Here is a 19,188-nt window from a genome sequence, read left to right as displayed (position 1 = left end):
GCCACACGGGCGGCGACATGGGCGAGGAGCAGGCTTTTCTGTTTTCAAACCAACGTCTACGGCCTTTGATCCTATGTCGACACTTTACATTCGTATCTCGGGCGCCTGGGTCGGCTGGCTCAGGGAGGGATCATCTGTCAGCAGGTTCCAGCTTCGGTCAGCCGGATGGTAAGGGCAACTTTCGACAGTCTGGCCCCTCAATTCCTCCCAAGTGACCGGGATTTCCGTATTGGTCCTGCAACTGACAGAGCTTGAAGGGTACAAGGCCAGACACCTGACAGGGTGCATACAGAAAGTTGAGCAGGCGCGAATTGTTGCTCCAAACACCCAACAGGGCGCATGATACCGATATGCGATGCCTTCTCGTGAGAGTGCTGACGTCCAACAAGGCGTATGAGCGGAGTTATGGGTCATCCATCGCGTGGAGCAGGCTGTCCGGCACATCCGAAAGATTTGCCTCATCCAGTTGCAGAACAGCAGAGAAGGCAGGCGGGTCGGACGGCGCTTGGTAATCGGTGAAATACCGCAGTCCCTCCTGAATGGTCATGCGGACGATCTTTTCCAGTTTCACCGCCTGGTCATATCGCAGGATACAATCCACAATAAATTCCGTGCGCTGCCCGACGGGCTGCTCATCGAGCAGGCGGGCCGCTTCTCTGTGCCGCGCGGCTTGCAAATCGAAGGAGACATTGAAGCGTTTTCTCATCCTGCTCACCCCAACAGCAGACGATAACCGTCCGCATTGGCGAAGCGGTTCAGAACGGCCACTGTATTGACGCTGCTGTCACGCAGCATGCCGCCGAGCAGTTCCGCGCCGCCACCCGCGAACACGGTGGGGAGCTTCAGGTCGAGGCCCCGTTCCCGCAGCGTGTTGAACAATTCCCTGATATACTTCTGCATCTCCTGCTCCACGGTCTGCCGGATGAAATCCTGATCCGCGTGCTGAATTTTACCGCGGATGGCGTCGGTGACAAGCTCGTCGGTCAGCAGGATGTCCCGCCGCCGCAGGATGTCCTGAATGCGGGTATAGAGCGTAATGGTGCCCATCCGGAGGCTTGTGCAGTTTGATCGGTCCAGCTTGGAGCCATGCATGGTTAGAACATCTACCGTATACCCCCCGATGTCCGCCAGAGTGATGCTGCGGTATGCCCGGAGCTGAGGGTAATACCGGCACAGCGCCGCATGCCCCTGGGCGAACACCTTGCAGTCCGCAATGTGGCAGTGGTAATCCGTTCCTTCAAACCGGAAAGTCAGATTTCCGCGCAGAAAATATTGGCGGAAGGCGTCTTTCTGCATTCCGTATGCTTCGATGGGCAACCCTACGCCCAGAATGACATCGGCTTCCCGAACACCCGCCTTTTTCATGGCGGACGCAATGGCCGGCAACGTCAGAAGAAAGGTATCAGGAGCTTTCGTCTTATCCTGCTGAAACCGCACTCGCTTTTCACCGATGGCGTAATATCTGCCGCCATAGCAGAGCTGCATCTCATCCGTGATGAATTCCTTATCGCTTGCCGCGTACCCGGAGGCGTACAGCATCCCCTCTGAGGATTTGGTGTTGTAGTTTCCGTTATCCACACCGAGTTTGATCACCATCTGAATCACACCTCTTTTGAAAAATATAGACAAGTCGCATGGCCTGCCTCCATATGATTGCTTCTCGGATTACATGCCACTGAGGTTCAGCATGCTTTACCTCCTTCGAAGCACAAAAAGGGGCTGTTGCACAACGGTCCGAAAAAAAGTCGGAGCAGCAATCCCGAAAGGGGTTGGCTACTCCGGCTTTTTGCTTTAGAATATTGTTGTGCGACAATTAGAAAAGCTCTTAGAGCATAACAGATTTGAGCGGAAATTTCAACAGTTGACGCTCCCGATGGACATGGAAATTACAATACCGCAGGATGATCCGGTACGGCTTGTCAGCGTCCAGCTTGAGGAACTGGATTACAGGGGACTGTACCGCGCCTATTCTTCCCGAGGAAGAAAATCGGCGGCCGAACCCCGGATCCTCTTTGAAGTATTGGTGTATGGGTATGGATGTGGTATCTATTCGACCCGGAAACTGGAAGAAGCCTGCCGGAAACGGGTGGACTTCATGTGGCTTTTGCAGGGGGAGCCGGTGCCGGACTATAGTACCTTTGCGCGGTTCCGAACCGGGCGTACGAAAGACGCGGTGGAAGACTTGTTCTACCAGTTTGTCCGGCGCCTGGAGGGAATGGGCGAAACGGAACACGACGAAGTGTTCATCGACGGCACCAAGGTGGAAAGCCGGGCAAACCGCTACACGTTCGTCTGGCGCAAAAGCACGGAAAAACATCTTACCAGGGTGCGGGAAGAAGTCCGGCAGGAATTTGAGCGACGCGGGATTTCCGGCAATGTGACTCTGAAAAAGCTCCGTGAACTGGTGCGGTCGGAAAGGACTGCCTGCGAGAAAAAGGGCATCCGGTTTGTCCACGGAACCGGCCGCCGCAAGCCTCCGGAACAGCGTGCCTGTGAGAAGCTCCACACTTTGCTGGAAAAATGGGAGGGCTATGAGAAAAAACTGTTTGTGATGGGGAACAGCCGCAACAGCTATTCCAAAACGGACCCGGACGCCACCTTTATGCACATGAAGGAAGACCACATGCGCAACGGGCAGCTTAAACCGGGCTACAACGTGCAGATTGCGGTGAACAGCGAGTACATCACCGGGGTTGCGGCTTTCCCGAACCGGACGGACAGCGGGACACTGCGCCCTTTTCTGCGCAGACTGGAACAGCAGCACGGGCAGCGATACCGGGATGTGGTGGCGGACGCGGGTTACGAAAGTCTGAACAACTATCTGTACCTGGAGAGAAACGGACAGACCAGCTTCATTAAGCCGATCAACTATGAAGCGCAGAAGAGCCGGAAGTTCAAACAGCAGATCGGCCGCCGGGAGAACATGCGGTATGACGAACAGGAAAACTGCTACTTCTGTGCGGCCGGCAGGAAGCTCGCTTTTCGCCGTGAAAGCACGCAGCGGGACCGACAGGGAAATTTCCTGACGAGAGCGTATTACCGGTGTGAAGACTGCACCGGATGTCCGTGCCGTGGGGCGTGCTGCAGAGCAAAGGACGGCGCTGCGAAAGAATTGTCGGTCAAGACAGACCTGCTTCGGCTCAGCAGTCGTTCACAGCAAAATATTACGGGTGAACAGGGAGTTATGCTTCGGGTCAATCGGTCCATTCAGGTCGAAGGCGCTTTCGGCGTACTGAAAAACGACCGCAGATTCAAGCGTTTTCTCACCCGTGGCCGGACCCATATCTTTACAGAGCTTTTCCTTTTGTGCCTTGGGTACAATCTGAACAAACTGTGGGCGAAGTGCAACGCGGGACGCCTGAAAACACATCTATTCCGCGTCAAAAAAGAGTAGTTTCCAGAAAAACTGAAAACGGAAAGACTTCAGGTGGCGGCTGAACGCCGGTGCCTTGCATTGCTGTGCCTTTCAGTGGATCTCCCCTCGGACTTTTCAACAAAATTTCCGCCGAAAGTCTCTCCTCAGCACTGAAAAAAGGCTGCCGCAAAACTTTCATTTTGCAACAGCCCCTTGCTTTAGAATATTGTTGTGAAACAAATAGAAAAGCTCTTAGAGCATAGCAGATTTGAGCGGAAATTTCAACAATTAACGCTCCCAATGGACATGGAAATTACAATACCGCAAGAGGATCCGGTACGGCTTGTCAGCGCCCAGCTTGAGGAACTGGATTACAGGGGACTGTACCGCGCCTATTCTTCCCGAGGAAGAAAATCGGCGGCCGAACCCCGGATCCTCTTTGAAGTATTGGTGTATGGGTATGGATGTGGCATCTATTCGACCCGGAAGCTGGAGGAAGCCTGCCGGAAACGGGTGGACTTCATGTGGCTTCTGCAGGGGGAGCCGGTGCCGGACTACAGTACCTTTGCGCGGTTCCGAACCGGGCGTACGAAAGACGCGGTGGAAGACTTGTTCTACCAGTTTGTCCGGCGTCTGGAGGGAATGGGCGAAACGGAACACGACGAAGTGTTCATCGACGGCACCAAGGTGGAAAGCCGGGCAAACCGCTACACGTTCGTCTGGCGCAAAAGCACGGAAAAACATCTTGCCAAGGTGCGGGAAGAAGTCCGGCAGGAATTTGAGCGACGCGGGATTTCCGGCAATGTGACTCTGAAAAAGCTCCGTGAACTGGTGCGGTCGGAAAAGACTGCCTGCGAGAAAAAGGGCATCCGGTTTGTCCACGGAACCGGCCGCCGCAAGCCTCCGGAACAGCGTGCCTGGGAGAAGCTCCACACTTTGCTGGAAAAATGGGAGGGCTATGAGAAAAAACTGTTTGTGATGGGGAACAATCGCAACAGCTATTCCAAAACGGACCCGGACGCCACCTTTATGCACATGAAGGAAGACCACATGCGCAACGGGCAGCTAAAACCGGGCTACAACGTGCAGATTGCGGTGAACAGCGAGTACATCACCGGTGTCGCGGCTTTCCCGAACCGGACGGACAGCGGGACGCTGCGCCCCTTCCTGCGCAGGCTGGAACAGCAGCACGGGCAGCGATACCGGGATGTGGTGGCGGACGCGGGTTACGAAAGTCTGAACAACTATCTGTACCTGGAGAGAAACGGACAGACCAGCTTCATTAAGCCGATCAACTATGAAGCGCAGAAGAGCCGGAAGTTCAAACAGCAGATCGGCCGCCGGGAGAACATGCGGTATGACGAACAGGAAAACTGCTACTTCTGTGCGGCCGGCAGGAAGCTCGCTTTTCGCCGTGAAAGCACGCAGCGGGACCGACAGGGAAATTTCCTGACGAGAGCGTATTACCGATGTGAAGACTGCACCGGATGTCCGTGCCGTGGGGCGTGCTGCAGAGCAAAGAACGGCGCTGCTAAAGAATTGTCGGTCAAGACGGACCTGCTTCGGCTCAGCAGTCGTTCACAGCAAAATATTACGGGTGAACAGGGAGTTATGCTTCGGGTCAATCGGTCCATTCAGGTCGAAGGCGCTTTCGGCGTACTGAAAAATGACCGCAGATTCAAGCGCTTTCTCACCCGTGGCCGGACCCATATCTTTACAGAGCTTTTCCTTTTGTGCCTTGGGTACAATCTGAACAAACTGTGGGCGAAGTGCAACGCGGGACGCCTGAAAACACATCTATTCCGCGTCAAAAAAGAGTAGTTTCCAGAAAAACTGAAAACGGAAAGACTTCAGGTGACGGCTGAACGCCGGTGCCTTGCATTGCTGTGCCTTTCAGTGGATCTCCCCTCGGACTTTTCAACAAAATTTCCGCCGAAAGTCTCTCCTCAGCACTGAAAAAAGGCTGCCGCAAAACTTTCATTTTGCAACAGCCCCACGGACCCTCTTGCGGTTAAGCATGGTATAATAAGTGCGATGTTAAATGCACTTTATCAGACATTGTGAAAACGCTGAAACAACTTGGTTTCTAATTTTAGGGTAATGTACTATATATTTCAACGAATGGTACCCCTGAAACGTGGTTTTTCATGTTTTCGGTAAAATGAAAGTATCGCAAAAGGTCTCGAAAAAGTTAGCACCCCAAATGGCATAAAAAGTGAGCCATTGTCAGCACCTGAAATAACAGCTACCCTTAGAATTGTCAAGAGACTAAGGAGGTAGCAGAAAGGTGTTAAGAATGGCTCAAGTAAATAATATCAAGGATCTGTACGAAAATGAAGACCTGAGTTTGCGAGAAATTTCCCGTCAAACAGGTCACAGCTTCAAGACCGTCCAAAAGTACGCCTACCAGCTCGACTGGAGCGAGGACAATCTGCCGGATACCGAGCCAACGAGCTATCCGGTGTTGGGAGATTTCATTCCCGTAATTGATGAATGGCTGGAAGCCGACCATAAGATCCCGCGCAAGCAGAGGCACACCGTTTGGAGGATTTTCTGCCGTTTGCGGGATGAGCACGGTTTCGGTGGCAGCTATTCCAGCGTAAAAAAGTACGTCCGCAAAAAGCGGTTTGTGATGAATTCCAAGAACAGTGGTTATTTGCCTCTGGAGCATACGCTGGGCAGTGGGCAAGTAGATTTCGGAAAGCATCTCTACTACGATGGTGCAGGGCAGGAGCAGGACGGCTATGCACTAACCATTTCCTTCCCGAATTCCAACAAAGGGTACACCCAAACTTTCCCCTCTCAGAACCAGGAATGCCTGCTTACCGGTATGAAACGTATCTTTGAGCATATTGGCGGCGTTCCGCCGGTGCTGCGCTTTGACAATATGTCCACCGCCGTTGTGCAGGTACTCAAGGGTACAGACCGAATTCTCACAGACGGCTTTACCCGCTTCATGATGCATTACCGTTTCCGTGCAGAATTCTGCAATCCAGCATCCGGCAACGAAAAAGGCAACGTGGAAAACAAGGTGGGTTACAGCCGCAGAAATGCCTTTGTGCCGGTTCCGACCATTACGTCCTTTGACGATTTTAATGAGTCCCTGTGGGATTGGTGCGAGAAAGATGCACAGCGCCCGCACTACAAGAAGAAGCTTCTGATTGAAGAGCTTTGGAAAGAGGATGAGGCAAGCCTGCTGCGGCTTCCGGAATACCCGTTCTCGGTGTTTCGCTATGCTTCGCTGACGGTAAACAAAAACGGCTTTGTAACCATTGAGACAAACAAGTACGGCCTTTCTCCCATGCTTTCCGGTGAAACGGTACAGGCAAAGATTTTCTTTGACCATGTGGAGTTTTTCCATGACCACCACCCGGTTGGACACTACCGCAGGAGCTACAAAGCCAATGATGAGGTGTTTGACTGGACGCAGTATGTGTCTGTGCTCTGCAAAAAGCCTGGTGCGATTGAACACACTCGCTTCTTCCGGCAGATGCCCCAGCAGTGGCAGGCTTTCCTGGAACAGACCAGCGGCAGGGAACGCAAGAACGCTCTCCAACTGCTCAGCGAAATTGTCTCCGACGGCAATGCTACTCTGTGCAACGATGCGCTGGAGCTTGCCGGGGAAAATGGCCGCACGGATGCGGACAGCCTCCGGCAGTGCTATTACATGATTGCAAAGAAGGAATACCGTCCTGATCCACTCAAGCTGCTCGGTTCCCCGGCACTGCATTACAATCCCAATCTTTCCGCCTACGACGGGCTGATGGGAGGTGACGCAAATGTATGAGGAAATTGAGCTGATGATGCGACAGGTGAAGTTGGGCGGCATGGCCAAGGAATGGCGCTCCGTCCAGTTTGAAAGTACAGAGCAATATGTGACCGACCTGCTGAAGCTGGAGATGAAAGAGCGTGAAGCCAACAGGATTAACCGCATGGTGAAAACCGCCGGTTTCCGTGTTCTGAAAACGCTGGATGACTTTGTGTGGACTCCCGCCATTGAGCTGCCCAGCGGCTTGACTGCCGAGTACATGGAGGAACTGCAATTTCTTACGCCCAAGGAGAATCTCATTTTTATGGGCACTGTTGGTACCGGCAAAACACATCTTGCCACAGCCATTGCCTTGAAAGCTTGCCAGGAAGGGCGGCGTGTCCGCTTTTATACGGCGGCGTCCCTTGCCAATATCCTGCTGGAGAAAAACAACAAAGGTACGCTGAACAACTATCTCAGCACACTGAAAAAAGTGGAGCTCATTGTGATTGACGAAATTGGTTTCGTGCCGCTGCACAAGGATGCCGCCGAGCTACTGTTTCAGGTAATCTCCGACTGCTACGAGCGAAAGAGCCTCATTATTACATCCAATCTGGAGTTCTCGCAGTGGAACACTGTCTTTGGCGACAACCGCCTGACGGCAGCGCTGGTTGACCGGCTGATCCACCATTCCCACATTGTAATCTTCTCCGGCGAGAGCTACCGGCTGACCCAGTCCATGCAACGCCAGCGTACCCACTGAAAAAGCGCTCCAAAAAGTGAGCATTGGGCCCCGACCTGTTTGGCCCCGTGGGTCTCCAAAATGTGAGCGTTGGGTCTCGCCCTGTTTTGCCCCGAAAAAGGCCTCGATGCTACATGCACGAACAACAAATTAGGTGCTCCAAGGTGCTAACCTTTTTGGGGACCTTTTGCTAACATTTTTACTTGACGAACACAGTTTTTCATGAAGCATAGTGGGGAAACGTAAAATGGGAACTCTGTAATTTCAATCTGCAAACAGATGACTTTTAAAGGAGGAGGCCGGAGAATAAGCATGGAGAACAGGACCTATATCGCAATCGATCTAAAATCCTTCTACGCTTCGGTCGAGTGCGTGGAACGAGGGCTTGATCCGCTGACCACCAACCTCGTTGTCGCTGATGCAAGCCGCACCGAAAAAACCATCTGCCTCGCCGTCTCTCCTTCCCTCAAAGCATACGGCATCCCCGGCAGGGCGAGGCTGTTTGAGGTCGTACAGAAGGTCAAGGAAGTAAATGCAGGACGGCTGCGCAAAGCACCGGGACGAGCCTTTTCCGGTGCCTCCTGTAACGATACCGAACTGAAATCCTCACCGGGTCTTTCGTTGGATTATATTGTCGCAACGCCGAGGATGGCCTATTATATAGAGTACAGCACACAAATTTACAATATCTACCTGAAGTACATCGCGCCCGAGGATATTCATGTCTACTCCATTGACGAGGTATTTATTGATGCCACCGCATATCTGAACACCTACAATCTCTCAGCCCGTGAGCTTGCCAAGGAAATGATTCTGGATGTACTCAAAACAACTGGCATTACAGCAACGGCGGGAATTGGCGCAAACCTGTACCTCAGCAAGATCGCTATGGATATCCAGGCAAAGCACATACCGGCTGATAACAACGGTATGCGGATTGCCGAGTTGGACGAAATGAACTACCGACGCTCCCTATGGTCACATCGGCCCCTAACGGACTTTTGGCGCGTCGGAAAAGGATATGCCAAGAAGCTGGAGGAACACGGCCTCTTTACGATGGGGGATATTGCGAGATGCTCTCTCGGTAAACCTACCGATTACTATAACGACTCATAGGTTTCCAGATAGTCGCTCAGCGCCTCGTCAACATCCTTCATCGTTTTACACGTCCTTAACCGTAAATATGTAATCCAAGGGGACCCCTTTGGATACACAATATCCGAAATTCTGTGTCAAGTCTATTACCAAACCCAACAAGAACTGGCGCCGCTATTCGTCTGGAATCAACCAACGCTCCCCGTCGAAATCCTCAAACTTTTCAGAGGTGACATTCTGTTCGAAGTAAACGGCCAAAAGGCATTTGATGTCCTCTGAATCTGCGCGTTTGGCGGAGAAGCCCTGTTCCCGCAGGGTCTTCTCAATGCGGTTAAGATAGGAATAAATTTCGCCTTGCTTCTCATTCCGCAGGCGCAGCACGACCAGAAATTCCCGCGCCGTCGCCATCTGCATCTGGATACGATCCAGATGGTTCAGGTCGGCCTCCAACAGAGCACGGATAGCCGGATTCTGTTCCTTTTCAAGCCGCGTGCGCAGAAATTGCTTGTTGCCCTCGAAATTTTCGCGGCTGTTTAAGCATATAAACTCCAATTCCGCGATCCCCTTGAGGACGGTCATCAGCGCATAGATCCGGGCGGACAGGCTTTCTTCAGACAGCACGGAGATATTTGTGGGCTGCACGATAAAATAGACCAGTTCGTCGTTCCGATAGGTTTGCAGGCTGTAATCGGTGATGGCTTTTGTGTTGATCAGCTGGCGGGTGGTCTGCCGCTGCCTTGCCTGTTTTTTTGTTTGCCTGCTCATAAGTTTTTGCTCCTTCCACGCGGTCCCATATCAGGCGGATTCGCAGCGTCCGACAGCCCCCATTCAAAATACTGCTGTTTCGTGAGGAAGAAAGCCGCTGCATTTTTGATGAAATTCAAAATGCTGGTGTCGTCGAAGCGGATACTCAAAAAGGCGTAAAGCGCGACGAGGACAATAGGCGGCAGAAATCGCAGCTGAGCCAACGCAAGCACCGCGAGGAGAAGGCCGACGCCGATCACGCCGAGATCCCGCAACTCCCACAGCCAGAGGGTGGGCTTCGCCCGGAGATTGTCCGGATAGATATACATGCAATCAGTCCTTTTCATTTCCGATTTTGAGCAAAAAATAAGCGATCCCCCGGAGCACATGCTCCACACAGGGGATCGCCACGCTGTTTCCGAGGGCCTTGTACCGCGCGCTGTCACATGCGCCGGGGATATCCGTCCAGTGATCGGGAAAGCCCTGGAGCCGTTCGCATTCGAGCGGTGTCAGCCGCCGGATGAGCTTTCCGGTCCGGACCGAATGCTGGGTACTGAGAGAGCCGCCGCCTGGATGAGACTGCGGCGTACCGCACAGGTCGCCCTTTTCCGATCCGGCACGGCAGTTGATTCCCGCGATGTCGGTGTCGCACACGAGATCGGTCGCGTCTTTATACTGGCGGGCACTCTGGGTGCTGACCACGCCGTTCGGCGTGTACTCGTCGCTTCGTTGCTGAGAAAAGACACAATGCCGGTCCGCGGTGTTCAGCGTGTAGCTGATGTTTGGTTGAACGCCGATCCCGTTGCCGCCGTTATGATCCTGCCGGTCGATAATGTTGTCGGCGATGCAGTAACTCTGACCGGTAGGAAGGTCGGAGCCGACCCCTTCGCTCGGCTGGCTGATCAGCGGCACGTTGTTGCCGCCCGTTCCGTACCGCGCGGATATTGTGGGCGCCACGCCGTGCGGCCCGGTGTAGCGGGAATCGATCCCGTGGTTTTCATATAACTCCGGTTCACCCATCACGAGAGGCGTGTGCCCATGCTCCTGCGCCCGGAGCGTACCGGAGAGGTTGCCGCTCAGATCGATGCGGCTCCCGCCCTGATCGTTCAGACACAGAACGCCTGGCACCATGTTGCCGCCTTCGGTCGCTTTAAGGGTCGGCGCGCATTCCTCACGATATCCGATGCCGCCCGCCGCAGCACCGGCCCCCGTGGAAAAGGCGGCGGTCAGGACGCAGGGATACCCCTGGCCTGCCTGCCCACCACCCGATGAAAGAGCCGTATGCTGTTCAGGTGTGAGAAAGCACTCGCCGTTTCCTTTGCTGACTACGCCCGCAGACAGCAGGAGGCCACCGGGGTTTCTGCCGCCGTTTCCATCCACACCGGCAAGCGTCGGAGCGACACTTTTTTCCGTAAAGATCCGCTTCTGCTGGGTGTCCCATGGAGTCAGGCAGTTGGAAGTCTGCGTTTCCTTGGACGGATGAGCGATAAAAGTCTGCTGCTTCATCCCCGGCTGGGCTTGAATGGCGCCGGACACATTATGGAGATTCCGCACCTCGTCCCGCTGGTTGCAGGCAAAGGCAACAAGACTGCTATCCGCGCCTATGTTGACCGGATCCCTGCCTGAATCTCCAGAGCCATTTGCAGCACCGGCGGGAGGTCTTTCCCGCGTTTCCTCGCCCGGCGCAGGATCCCCAAACAGGCGGTCTTGCTCAAATAATATTTCGGGTGCGGTACAGCCTCCAAAATCTGCGACAAGGTACACCCTTTTGCGGCGCTGGGCGAGGCCCCAGTATTGAGCGTCGTATATTCTCCAAGCGAGGGAGAATTGATCTCCCATAATGCACCCAGCAGCGTACCACACCCCGCCCGGAGGTCGAGGAACAGATATGGCGCCGTTGACAATTCGGCAGGTTTCCTCCAGCACGATACGGAAATCCTCTCCATCGGCGCTGGAGAAGGCGCCGGGGACGTTCTCCCAGACCATGTATTGGGGGCGAACAGCGTCAGCTGTCCGTCCGGTTCCTGCGTCATGTGTTCTCATCTCCTTGATCACCCGGATCTGTTCCATAAACAGCCCGGAACGCGCGCCCTGGAGCCCCGCCCGCTTTCCCGCAGTGCTCAGATCCTGGCACGGGCTGCCCCCGCAGACCACGTCCACAGGGGGCAAATCTGCCCCGTTGAGCTGCGTAATGTCGCCTACGTGAATCATATTTGAAAAATGAAGTTTGGTCACCCGGATGGGAAACGGCTCGATTTCGCTGGCCCACAGAGGGGTGAAGCCCTGCCGGCTGCCAGCCAGGGGAAAGCCGCCTATCCCGTCGAATAGACTGCCCATGGTCAGTGAAGTGCTCATAGCCGCATGCTCATGCCGAAGGAGGGCGTTTCTTCCGGCAGGGGACATCTTTCCTGCGGAAAATATTCCACCGTCCGGTTGACGGGCCCTATTCCTTCATTAAGCTGCCCTGCTTCGGCGGCCGCTTCCTCGTAGGTGTCAAATGTTACCGGCTCTCCATCCTGTTTCACCCACGCCTCGGCGGAACCGCAGACCGACAAGGCGCTGCGGCGCGCCAGAATGCCGTACTGCCTGATGGCTTGTTTTTTCTGAATTTGTTCAGCCGATATCCTGCGGACCGGAATGCCGAGCCGCTTTGCTTCAGCAATTTCTTTTTCCATGCCCTCGCTGGTATGATTTCCACACACCCACAGTTCTTCGCAGGAGGCTAAAACCCGCAGCCCCATTCGGATACCGGCTTCTCTTTCCATGGGAACGGCATCGTTCAAAAACTGCGGGTACAGAAGGTGCGGGGCAATGGGTGCGCAGCCCTGCTTCATAGCGTACCGGCACGCGGCTTTGGCAAAGCGGACATTTTCCTCAATGCTCCCCGCGTATGGGGAACAGATATAGACCAGTTTCAAACTTCATCCCTTCTTTTCGTTTACTTCGCCACCGCCTTCGCAATGGTGCGGGTGATAGACACTGCGGTTTGTGCGGCATACGCCGCGCTCATGAGGTTGGCCTTGGTTGACGTATCAAGTCCGAAAGCCCCGGCAATGCGGGGAATCTCGCCGGCCGACAGCATCAGCCCAAGCCCCAGCAGGGCATGGTCTTTGACCACCAGCAGACCGGCGCAGAGGATGGTCGCCTGCAGAAACGTCGTCAGGCACAACCCGACGATCTGTTTGCACCATGATACAAATCCGTCAATGTAGCCGCGCGGGACGCTGAACATATACAGACTTCCCACTGCGATCTGGATCAGCAGGATTCCGCCGCGTTTGAGGTTGCTGAAAAATACTTTAATCACGGCGTACCCCATGAGAATGAGGATAAACAAGATCAGAATGGGGCTGGTAATGGCGCCGAGCCCGCCGAATACATTGGTGCTTGCCGCCTGTTCCAGTGTGCCTGCCGAGTTAAGCCCGGTGATGATTGAGCTTGCAAGGTCGCTGATTCCCGAACCATAACCGGTGATGCCCGCCGTCAGGCTGCTCTGCAGGGATACGGACAGCTTATACAGCTCCACCGGTACGGTCGAAAAAAGCCCGACTGCCATAAACCCTTTGATCGCGTTGAGGGCTGTGTCTTTGATGCTGCCGCGACCGGACTGATACTCAATGGCGCACTCGAAAACCGCCACTACAAGACCCGTGCCGTATAGTGCCCATGCCAGGTAAACGAAAAAGAGAACGATGGACTTCACCCAGTCCATGTCGAACAGCTCGGCGCCCATGTCACCCATCTGCGCGAAAAAGTTTCCAAGGAAACCGACGATCTGACTATAGATCCAGTCGATAATCTGATTGAGCACGGTTCCAGCTACGAAATTCCAGATGAACACAACATTCACTTCCTTTGCGCAAAATAAAAAGCCACCGTATGGTGGCTTTCAGAAAAGCAAAAGAGGCCGGTATCCTGCGCTTTTCGACAGGATGCCAGCCTCTCGTTCTTATGTTTTGGGACAGGTCACTTGGTTTTTATAGCAATCATTCCTCTGTCGGAGCCTTTTCCTTGAGCTTTTTTACAAGCTCCGCGGGAGATACTCCGGCCTCTTTTGCCGCTTCGAGAAGTGTCTGGATATCCTCCTGTTCCTTTTTTTCAAGAAGCTGCTTTTTCTGCTCATTCAGTTCCTTGAGTTTCGAGTCAACCTCAGAAATCTGTTCTTCAATGGTCTTACGGCTGCCGCGAGGCATTTTCATCATCCCTTGTATGTAAATTTTACTATAGTATACCGAATCGCTCTTTACAAAGCAAGAAAATAACAAACAAAATATCGGAAACGCCAAGCGGTCTGCTGGTTAGACCTTATAACACCGGGATTAGGCTGACCGGTCAATTGGCTACATCCCGATGACACCCCAGATATAAAGGGGGGCCGTCAAGGTGAAAACTAAGCACGCAAACAAAATGGCTGGCGCGGCCCACTCAAATTGGCCCTGTTTTCTGTAGTCGAAATAAGCCGTGCCAAGTTTTGCAAAGAAGAAAACAGCGAGAATCAGATCAATAGCGGGGAAAACCACTTTGTTGACAACCGTCTTGATCTGCTGGGAAGCAGTCGACCAGGTACTCTGTACCGCCCCCGCCACGTCGCCGCTGCCGGCTGCGGACGCCGTGATACAAAACACGGAGAGCATCACTAAAGCCATGCAAATGAGAATCACAAATTTCTTCCGCTTTTTCATATATGCTTTCACACCTTTCATTGTAGGATAAAATTCAAGGCCGCAGAGCATGATGCCTACGGCCTTCTTCTTTATCTGCGGATGGTTCAGGGTAATGCCGGGATGGCGCGCCAGTCCGACCACAGGGTTCCCCTAATTGTCACTGAGTCGGTCAGATTCATGCTGAGCATGCCGGTCGGGGTCCAACAATCTTCCAAAAAGGTATAAGGCGTGTAGCTCCCATCCGGCATCCAAAGCGGTGTGAAATGAGTGCGCCGGTTGTAGGTGGAATAGCGGTTGGGGGCAAATTCAAACCGTGCGTTGTACCCGCCGGCTGTCTGATCCAGCAGGCGCCAATACGTCTTATACCCAAATTCTGGGAAGTAGGTGACGGCGGTTTGAGCGCCAGTTACCGCCGAGGACTGATTGGTGCTGACAGACGCCGCAGTGGTCTGATTGATTCCATATCCGCTTTTGATTGTTTCGCCGGATGCGGTCGGATCTTTGCCGTCCGGCGTAACGCTCATAGATGCGGAAAGATTCGCCGTGTAGGTGTCACTGGCAAAGTCCCACCAGCCATGATCGACCCAACTGCCGTCGTCCTCCCAAGAACCGCTTGTGTCGTCGCCGTGCCAGATCCAGTCTGGGACCCACACCCAATCGGCGTGCCATACGGGCCGCCATACATTCCATGAGGCCGAGGTTTTCTGAGGATTGCTTGGCATACTCGCGGGGGAATAGCTGCTGTTCCGGTCGTCGGCGTTGGGATCGGGCGGGTCATGGCCGGAAAGATCCACAATACTCGCGTTGATCGTGCCTTCACTGGTACTTCCGCCGCCCGTTACAGACACGCGGATCGTCATGGTCTGTGGCGTGGATGGTGTTGTCCAGCGCACCCACGCCAGTTGGCTGTCGCCACCGGGATAGTAGACATTCCCGACCGTGTAGTTTCTGCCGCCGATGCTGAACTTTACCGTTACCGGATGATCAGGGTCGGACTGGCCGCCACTGACTGTTACCGGAGTGATGACCTCTGTATTGACCCGGTAGGTGTAATTCTGAGTGTTAACGTTCGGCGGAGGTTCGGCAGCGGAAAAGCGAACGATGCCGAGTCCGAGGGAGGAAATGATCGTGGAGTCGGACACACGGTCATCCCTGGAGCCCGTCCATGCGGGATAGCCAAGGTCCGGCGTATCCAAAAACATTGCCAGCGGAAGATTCTTATGCGTCAGGGACGCCATTTTGGAACGCAGGTCGCCTCCAAGCTTCTGGTCGTACAGCGCGGCCTCCGTAGCGGTCATCGCCACCCGTGCACCATAGAGGGTGAAATAGGCGATTGGTTCCAAAAGAATTTTGTAACTCCCGTTTGTAAGAGTTGCATAGCTAAACCCTGTAAGTTGTGCTATCCGCATCACCATGTATTCCGAACAGAAATATTCTTTGATGACTTCAATGCTGGATTGACCCTGATCGGAACTGATAATCTTGGGGAGCGGCTGTGCCGGATTGACATAGGAATATTGGCCGGTATTCAACGCCAGCGCATGACCGTTGTTGTAGGCGATCTTGCTTACTTTTCCAAAGTTGATGACAATATCATCCGGATGCCTGTTGGTGAAATCCACGGAGGCGGACGCCACAGCGTGGTCGCTTGCCCGGATAACGGTTACCCGGACACCCTCGTCACCGGAGTTCCAGAAGTTTGCGTCGCTGCCGTTTCCAAGCCCGCCACCTCCGTGGTCGATATTTCCATCCCCGTCATCGGCATAAGCGCTGAGTGGGGCAAAGAGCGTCAGAAGCAGCGTCAACATTAGAAGTACGCTCAGGATCCGTTTCATAAACACCTCCGAAAATAAAAAAGAAGCGAGGCGTTGTTTGCCTTGCTTCTTTTTAATGATGTAATGAATTATGAAATTTAATTGCTAATCCATTTGACCGACCTGCTTGTTAATATCACCGCCGCCATCCACCGTTGTTCCAGAACCGCCACCACCATTGTCTGTCACCCATCCAAATCCGGGGACATAGATTTTTCCGCCCTTTTTCTGAAAGTTCTGGCTTCCAGATCCTTCGCTTGGGGCAGTATCCTTCGAGCTATACGTCGGTGCCTTGGAAGGATTGGTGGTGCTGCCCTGTGCGGCAGGCTTGGAGGAAGGTGCCGCGGGTTTCGATACATCGGGCTGGATCGCCTGATCCGCCTTGCTTGAAGCTTCCTGTGCCTGGGAGGATGCCGACGAAGCGAGCGCCGCACTTTTCGTTGTATTATCGTTTGTCCCGACAGCCGGGACGATCACTTCACTGGAAGTAGAAGATGAGGATGTCGCGACATCAGCGTCGTTGGCTCCCTCGGCCTTAAGCTGATAGGAAATCCCGATTATCACAGCCACACACACCACGCCGATGCCGGCGATGGTCAATGATCTTTTGGCTTTATCCGATAATTTCTTCATGGAGTTTGACCTCCCTTTTTCTCTTTTCCGTTTGTTTCCTCTTGTTTCACACACTATCACAGAAAGGGTAAAAAGTCTATTGCTACTGCGATTTTTTTAGAAAACAGGCATATATTTTGCCCGAACTTTCAATGTGGCGTGCATTGGAGAAAGCGTCTTACCGCCGAAGCTCACCGGTACTTCCAGTTGAATCGTCGCGTCGGCCGCAAAGGCCGGACTGTTTGCAGGGTTGGAGGGCGCCAGCGGTGCGTTTTGAATGGTCACCGACAAACCAGATATCTTGAATTTCTCCGCACCGCCTGCTTCCTTTACATGGGCTCCGTTCTCATTTTTCAGGCCGAGGTTCCGATCAAGCCGGCCATAAATATCGCCGGTACTGACGCTTCCGACCCAGGAAGAGCCGCTGGGTCGATATCCACCGGAATATCCCTCACGGACTCCGTAATAAACGTTGCTGTAATTGTCGGTTACGGTAGCGACGATGGCAGACTGCACCGCATCCCGGACGCCCGACGCGATGATGCATAGACGCAGGTATTCGGAGATCCCGCACAGGATGAGCACCAGCGCGAGGGCGACCGCCACAACCAGCGGGAAGGAAAACCCGCGCCGGTCTTTCAGAATATGCTTCAGTTTTTTGCGCACGTTTTCCTTCACCTCATTTCCAGTAAATTTCGCTTTTCCCGTTGGCCTTTCCTTCCAGATTGATCGGAAAACTGCCGAATCCGCCGAACAGCCCGATATTCGCCTGTGCGGACACCGTCACTGTGAATTCCTGATCGAGCGGGATTTTACCTGTCCTTGACCAGTCGACAGACGGGTGCAGCCCGGTCTGTTCCTCCAGTTCCCGCGCCCGTGCGTCCGTTTCCGTACCGACGCGGCCTGAGATCTCCGCTTCCCGGCACAGCTCCGTGGCAAAGGAGTCCAGCTGGTTTTTCTCTATATACACGGGAAACAGTTTGACCGCGAAAGCGATGACCAGCATGGCGCAGAGCACCAGCACCGCGATATCGATATAACCTTCCCCGCGGCGGGAGCGGAGCCGTTTCAGCACAGTTTCACCCCCTGCTGTTCCGGAGGGTGAAAATCCTCGTCAAGTTCATAACTCTGCTCTGCGTCGCCGCGGTCCGCGACCGACCAGAGAACATGCTCCATATCCTCATCGGGCGCATAGGATTCTTCCTCCATCCACTGATCCCGCACAACCTCCAGAGGGTTCCGGAATCGGAGCAGATATTCCATGTCCCTGAAATGGCTGGCCCGGAGCGCCTTGTATACCTTTTTGGTTGCGGCGATTTCCTCCGCTTTTTCGATCAGGGTCGGTGTGTCGAGATTTAACCATCCCTGCACAAAGGCATTGTAATTTTCATCGAGCTTTTCCTGAAGCTCCTGCAGCGTTTTCTGATGGTCCATCTATAAACCTCCCTTCCTCACATACATGGATATATTCAGGATCGCGGGTGCCTTGTTTTCCGCTGGATGCTGTCTGCACCCGCGTCATATTAGCGGCGGTTCGCCGCTAAAACATGGTGCCGAGGGATTTCATGATTGAGATCGCCATGACGGAGAGCCATGTGAACAGGAAACACATCAGCATCACAAAGGAATAGACGCGGATCTTCGGCGGAATTTTAAGCGCCTCGCCGCGCAGCCGCTGGAGCTCCAGCGCCTTGAAGTCGTGATCGAGCATCTGGAAGTATACCGCCCCGTCGTCGCCCCGCAGCACCCCGATCAGGCCGCGCGTCACATCGGATATACGAGGCGAATTGAACCTGGCCTCAAAGCGGGTCAGCGCCGCCTCATAGGAGGAGGAGCGCATGTCGGCGGTCAGGATTCCCAGCTCATTTGCAAAGGCTTCGCCCGCATTCTGCTTGTAATGCTCCAGCATCGCCAGCACGTCGCGGCTGGATTTGAGGGATTGCTCAATGGTCGCCACAAAGCGGGGCAGCTCGCTTTCAATCTGCTCGCGTTTCGCCTTGAGCTGCTCGTCCGCCTTTCGGATTTCTTTGAAATATACAAGGGCGGCAAGCAGCATCAGCACCGGAGCCAGCAGCGGAAATAAGAACAGACAGGGGATCACAAGGACAACGATCACTCCGCCTTTCACAATGGCATACGCGGTGTAGACCTCCGGCGTCATGGGAATCCCCGCCGCTTTGAGGGTGTTCTCCAACCGGCTGCGTTTATATTCGTCCATGCGGATAAGCCTTGCCAGCTTGCCGGCACACGTCATGAGGTAAGCCTCCACGCTTTTGGCGGCTTTTTTCCGGGGCTTCCCGGCGCTCAGCAGAGCCTTGGCCGCGGCCAGCGTCGGAAGCTTCAGCAAATCGGATAGAAGGAAAAACAGCCCCGCCGCAAGCAGGGCTGCAAAAAGAAACAGCAGACCCGTCATC

20 protein-coding genes and 1 pseudogene are annotated in these 19,188 nt (G+C 54.0%); 5 read left to right on the top strand and 16 right to left on the bottom strand.

The features are described 5' to 3' along the window. Positions 1–403: 403 nt before the first annotated feature. Both PXC00_RS07730 and PXC00_RS07725 read right to left on the bottom strand, forming a co-directional pair. Positions 404–706, bottom strand: coding sequence for a hypothetical protein (locus PXC00_RS07730; RefSeq protein ID WP_086035604.1), 303 nt, complete (start codon positions 704–706; stop codon positions 404–406). A gap of 5 nt (positions 707–711) precedes the next feature. Further along, the gene (locus PXC00_RS07725) at positions 712–1,596 is read right to left on the bottom strand and encodes a ParM/StbA family protein (RefSeq protein ID WP_236849654.1); all 885 of its coding nucleotides are present in this window, start codon (positions 1,594–1,596) and stop codon (positions 712–714) included. Positions 1,597–1,804: 208 nt separating this feature from the next. On the opposite strand from PXC00_RS07725, the gene PXC00_RS07720 reads away from it, so the two are divergent. Next, entirely contained in the window at positions 1,805–3,394 is a 1,590-nt protein-coding gene (locus PXC00_RS07720) for an IS1182 family transposase (protein WP_316934906.1), read from the top strand. Here PXC00_RS07720 and PXC00_RS07715 read toward each other — a convergent pair. Next, the gene (locus PXC00_RS07715) at positions 3,381–3,554 is read right to left on the bottom strand and encodes a hypothetical protein (RefSeq protein ID WP_316934905.1); all 174 of its coding nucleotides are present in this window, start codon (positions 3,552–3,554) and stop codon (positions 3,381–3,383) included. The genes PXC00_RS07720 and PXC00_RS07715 overlap by 14 nt on opposite strands. A 32-nt stretch (positions 3,555–3,586) precedes the next feature. On the opposite strand from PXC00_RS07715, the gene PXC00_RS07710 reads away from it, so the two are divergent. The 4 genes and pseudogenes from PXC00_RS07710 to PXC00_RS07695 form a co-directional block, all read left to right on the top strand. Continuing rightward, complete coding sequence (locus tag PXC00_RS07710) at positions 3,587–5,176, top strand: IS1182 family transposase (protein WP_316934904.1); 1,590 nt, start codon at positions 3,587–3,589, stop codon at positions 5,174–5,176. Between the two features lie 475 nt (positions 5,177–5,651). After that, entirely contained in the window at positions 5,652–7,142 is a 1,491-nt protein-coding gene (gene istA / locus PXC00_RS07705) for an IS21 family transposase (RefSeq protein ID WP_268058201.1), read from the top strand. After that, positions 7,135–7,866: an IS21-like element helper ATPase IstB gene (gene istB, locus PXC00_RS07700; protein ID WP_268058202.1), complete on the top strand. Its 732-nt coding sequence runs from the start codon at positions 7,135–7,137 to the stop codon at positions 7,864–7,866. Before istA ends, istB begins: the two co-directional genes overlap by 8 nt. A gap of 291 nt (positions 7,867–8,157) precedes the next feature. Further along, positions 8,158–8,955 (top strand): annotated as a pseudogene (locus tag PXC00_RS07695) (Y-family DNA polymerase); the annotation flags it as partial. 159 nt (positions 8,956–9,114) lie between these two features. Here PXC00_RS07695 and PXC00_RS07690 read toward each other — a convergent pair. The 13 genes from PXC00_RS07690 to PXC00_RS07630 form a co-directional block, all read right to left on the bottom strand. Beyond that, the gene (locus PXC00_RS07690) at positions 9,115–9,705 is read right to left on the bottom strand and encodes a hypothetical protein (RefSeq protein WP_212506690.1); all 591 of its coding nucleotides are present in this window, start codon (positions 9,703–9,705) and stop codon (positions 9,115–9,117) included. After that, positions 9,702–10,013, bottom strand: coding sequence for a hypothetical protein (locus tag PXC00_RS07685; RefSeq protein ID WP_212506691.1), 312 nt, complete (start codon positions 10,011–10,013; stop codon positions 9,702–9,704). Before PXC00_RS07685 ends, PXC00_RS07690 begins: the two co-directional genes overlap by 4 nt. 4 nt (positions 10,014–10,017) lie before the next feature. Continuing rightward, a complete protein-coding gene (locus tag PXC00_RS07680; protein WP_275844956.1) occupies positions 10,018–12,039 on the bottom strand; it encodes a DNA cytosine methyltransferase in 2,022 nt (673 codons plus the stop codon). Continuing rightward, on the bottom strand, positions 12,036–12,602 hold the full coding sequence (locus tag PXC00_RS07675; RefSeq protein WP_275844957.1) for a DUF7768 domain-containing protein: 567 nt from the start codon (positions 12,600–12,602) through the stop codon (positions 12,036–12,038). Before PXC00_RS07675 ends, PXC00_RS07680 begins: the two co-directional genes overlap by 4 nt. Before the next feature lie 20 nt (positions 12,603–12,622). After that, positions 12,623–13,525: a conjugal transfer protein TrbL family protein gene (locus PXC00_RS07670; protein WP_086035614.1), complete on the bottom strand. Its 903-nt coding sequence runs from the start codon at positions 13,523–13,525 to the stop codon at positions 12,623–12,625. A gap of 145 nt (positions 13,526–13,670) precedes the next feature. Continuing rightward, positions 13,671–13,877 carry a hypothetical protein gene (locus PXC00_RS07665; RefSeq protein ID WP_316934903.1) on the bottom strand — a complete coding sequence of 69 codons (207 nt, stop codon included), beginning with the start codon at positions 13,875–13,877 and terminating at the stop codon, positions 13,671–13,673. A 147-nt stretch (positions 13,878–14,024) separates the two neighbouring features. After that, positions 14,025–14,366, bottom strand: a complete 342-nt coding sequence (locus PXC00_RS07660; protein WP_086036838.1) for a DUF3852 domain-containing protein — start codon at positions 14,364–14,366, stop codon at positions 14,025–14,027. An 86-nt stretch (positions 14,367–14,452) separates the two neighbouring features. Beyond that, positions 14,453–16,183, bottom strand: a complete 1,731-nt coding sequence (locus PXC00_RS07655) for a hypothetical protein (protein WP_275844959.1) — start codon at positions 16,181–16,183, stop codon at positions 14,453–14,455. An 84-nt stretch (positions 16,184–16,267) separates the two neighbouring features. After that, positions 16,268–16,795, bottom strand: a complete 528-nt coding sequence (locus PXC00_RS07650) for a DUF6550 family protein (protein WP_275844960.1) — start codon at positions 16,793–16,795, stop codon at positions 16,268–16,270. A gap of 96 nt (positions 16,796–16,891) precedes the next feature. Next, positions 16,892–17,440 (bottom strand): hypothetical protein, encoded by a 549-nt coding sequence (locus PXC00_RS07645; RefSeq protein ID WP_316934902.1) that lies wholly within the window; start codon positions 17,438–17,440, stop codon positions 16,892–16,894. Positions 17,441–17,453: 13 nt separating this feature from the next. Continuing rightward, positions 17,454–17,849 (bottom strand): DUF4320 family protein, encoded by a 396-nt coding sequence (locus tag PXC00_RS07640; RefSeq protein ID WP_174193237.1) that lies wholly within the window; start codon positions 17,847–17,849, stop codon positions 17,454–17,456. Then, positions 17,843–18,208 (bottom strand): DUF3848 domain-containing protein, encoded by a 366-nt coding sequence (locus PXC00_RS07635; protein WP_275844962.1) that lies wholly within the window; start codon positions 18,206–18,208, stop codon positions 17,843–17,845. The genes PXC00_RS07640 and PXC00_RS07635 overlap by 7 nt, the downstream gene beginning before the upstream one ends. A 106-nt stretch (positions 18,209–18,314) precedes the next feature. Further along, on the bottom strand, positions 18,315–19,187 hold the full coding sequence (locus PXC00_RS07630) for a secretion protein F (RefSeq protein ID WP_086035620.1): 873 nt from the start codon (positions 19,185–19,187) through the stop codon (positions 18,315–18,317). Position 19,188 lies beyond the last annotated feature (1 nt).

Origin of the sequence: Caproicibacterium argilliputei, assembly GCF_029211325.2 — a bacterium.
GTDB classification, from domain to species: domain Bacteria; phylum Bacillota; class Clostridia; order Oscillospirales; family Acutalibacteraceae; genus Caproicibacterium; species Caproicibacterium argilliputei.
The sequence above is the reverse complement of the archived record's forward strand: the minus strand, read 5'-3'. Positions and strand labels throughout refer to the sequence as shown.

Excerpts from the sequence above, each read along its gene's own strand:
- PXC00_RS07725 (WP_236849654.1), bottom strand. The coding sequence starts at position 1,596 with ATGGTGATCAAACTCGGTGTGGATAACGGAAACTACAACACCAAATCC.
- PXC00_RS07635 (WP_275844962.1), bottom strand. The coding sequence starts at position 18,208 with ATGGACCATCAGAAAACGCTGCAGGAGCTTCAGGAAAAGCTCGATGAA.
- PXC00_RS07690 (WP_212506690.1), bottom strand. The coding sequence starts at position 9,705 with ATGAGCAGGCAAACAAAAAAACAGGCAAGGCAGCGGCAGACCACCCGC.
- PXC00_RS07660 (WP_086036838.1), bottom strand. The coding sequence starts at position 14,366 with ATGAAAAAGCGGAAGAAATTTGTGATTCTCATTTGCATGGCTTTAGTG.
- PXC00_RS07650 (WP_275844960.1), bottom strand. The coding sequence starts at position 16,795 with ATGAAGAAATTATCGGATAAAGCCAAAAGATCATTGACCATCGCCGGC.
- PXC00_RS07630 (WP_086035620.1), bottom strand. The coding sequence starts at position 19,187 with ATGACGGGTCTGCTGTTTCTTTTTGCAGCCCTGCTTGCGGCGGGGCTG.
- PXC00_RS07685 (WP_212506691.1), bottom strand. The coding sequence starts at position 10,013 with ATGTATATCTATCCGGACAATCTCCGGGCGAAGCCCACCCTCTGGCTG.
- PXC00_RS07680 (WP_275844956.1), bottom strand. The coding sequence starts at position 12,039 with ATGAGCACTTCACTGACCATGGGCAGTCTATTCGACGGGATAGGCGGC.
- PXC00_RS07730 (WP_086035604.1), bottom strand. The coding sequence starts at position 706 with ATGAGAAAACGCTTCAATGTCTCCTTCGATTTGCAAGCCGCGCGGCAC.
- PXC00_RS07715 (WP_316934905.1), bottom strand. The coding sequence starts at position 3,554 with ATGAAAGTTTTGCGGCAGCCTTTTTTCAGTGCTGAGGAGAGACTTTCG.
- istA (WP_268058201.1), top strand. The coding sequence starts at position 5,652 with ATGGCTCAAGTAAATAATATCAAGGATCTGTACGAAAATGAAGACCTG.
- PXC00_RS07655 (WP_275844959.1), bottom strand. The coding sequence starts at position 16,183 with ATGAAACGGATCCTGAGCGTACTTCTAATGTTGACGCTGCTTCTGACG.
- PXC00_RS07665 (WP_316934903.1), bottom strand. The coding sequence starts at position 13,877 with ATGCCTCGCGGCAGCCGTAAGACCATTGAAGAACAGATTTCTGAGGTT.
- istB (WP_268058202.1), top strand. The coding sequence starts at position 7,135 with ATGTATGAGGAAATTGAGCTGATGATGCGACAGGTGAAGTTGGGCGGC.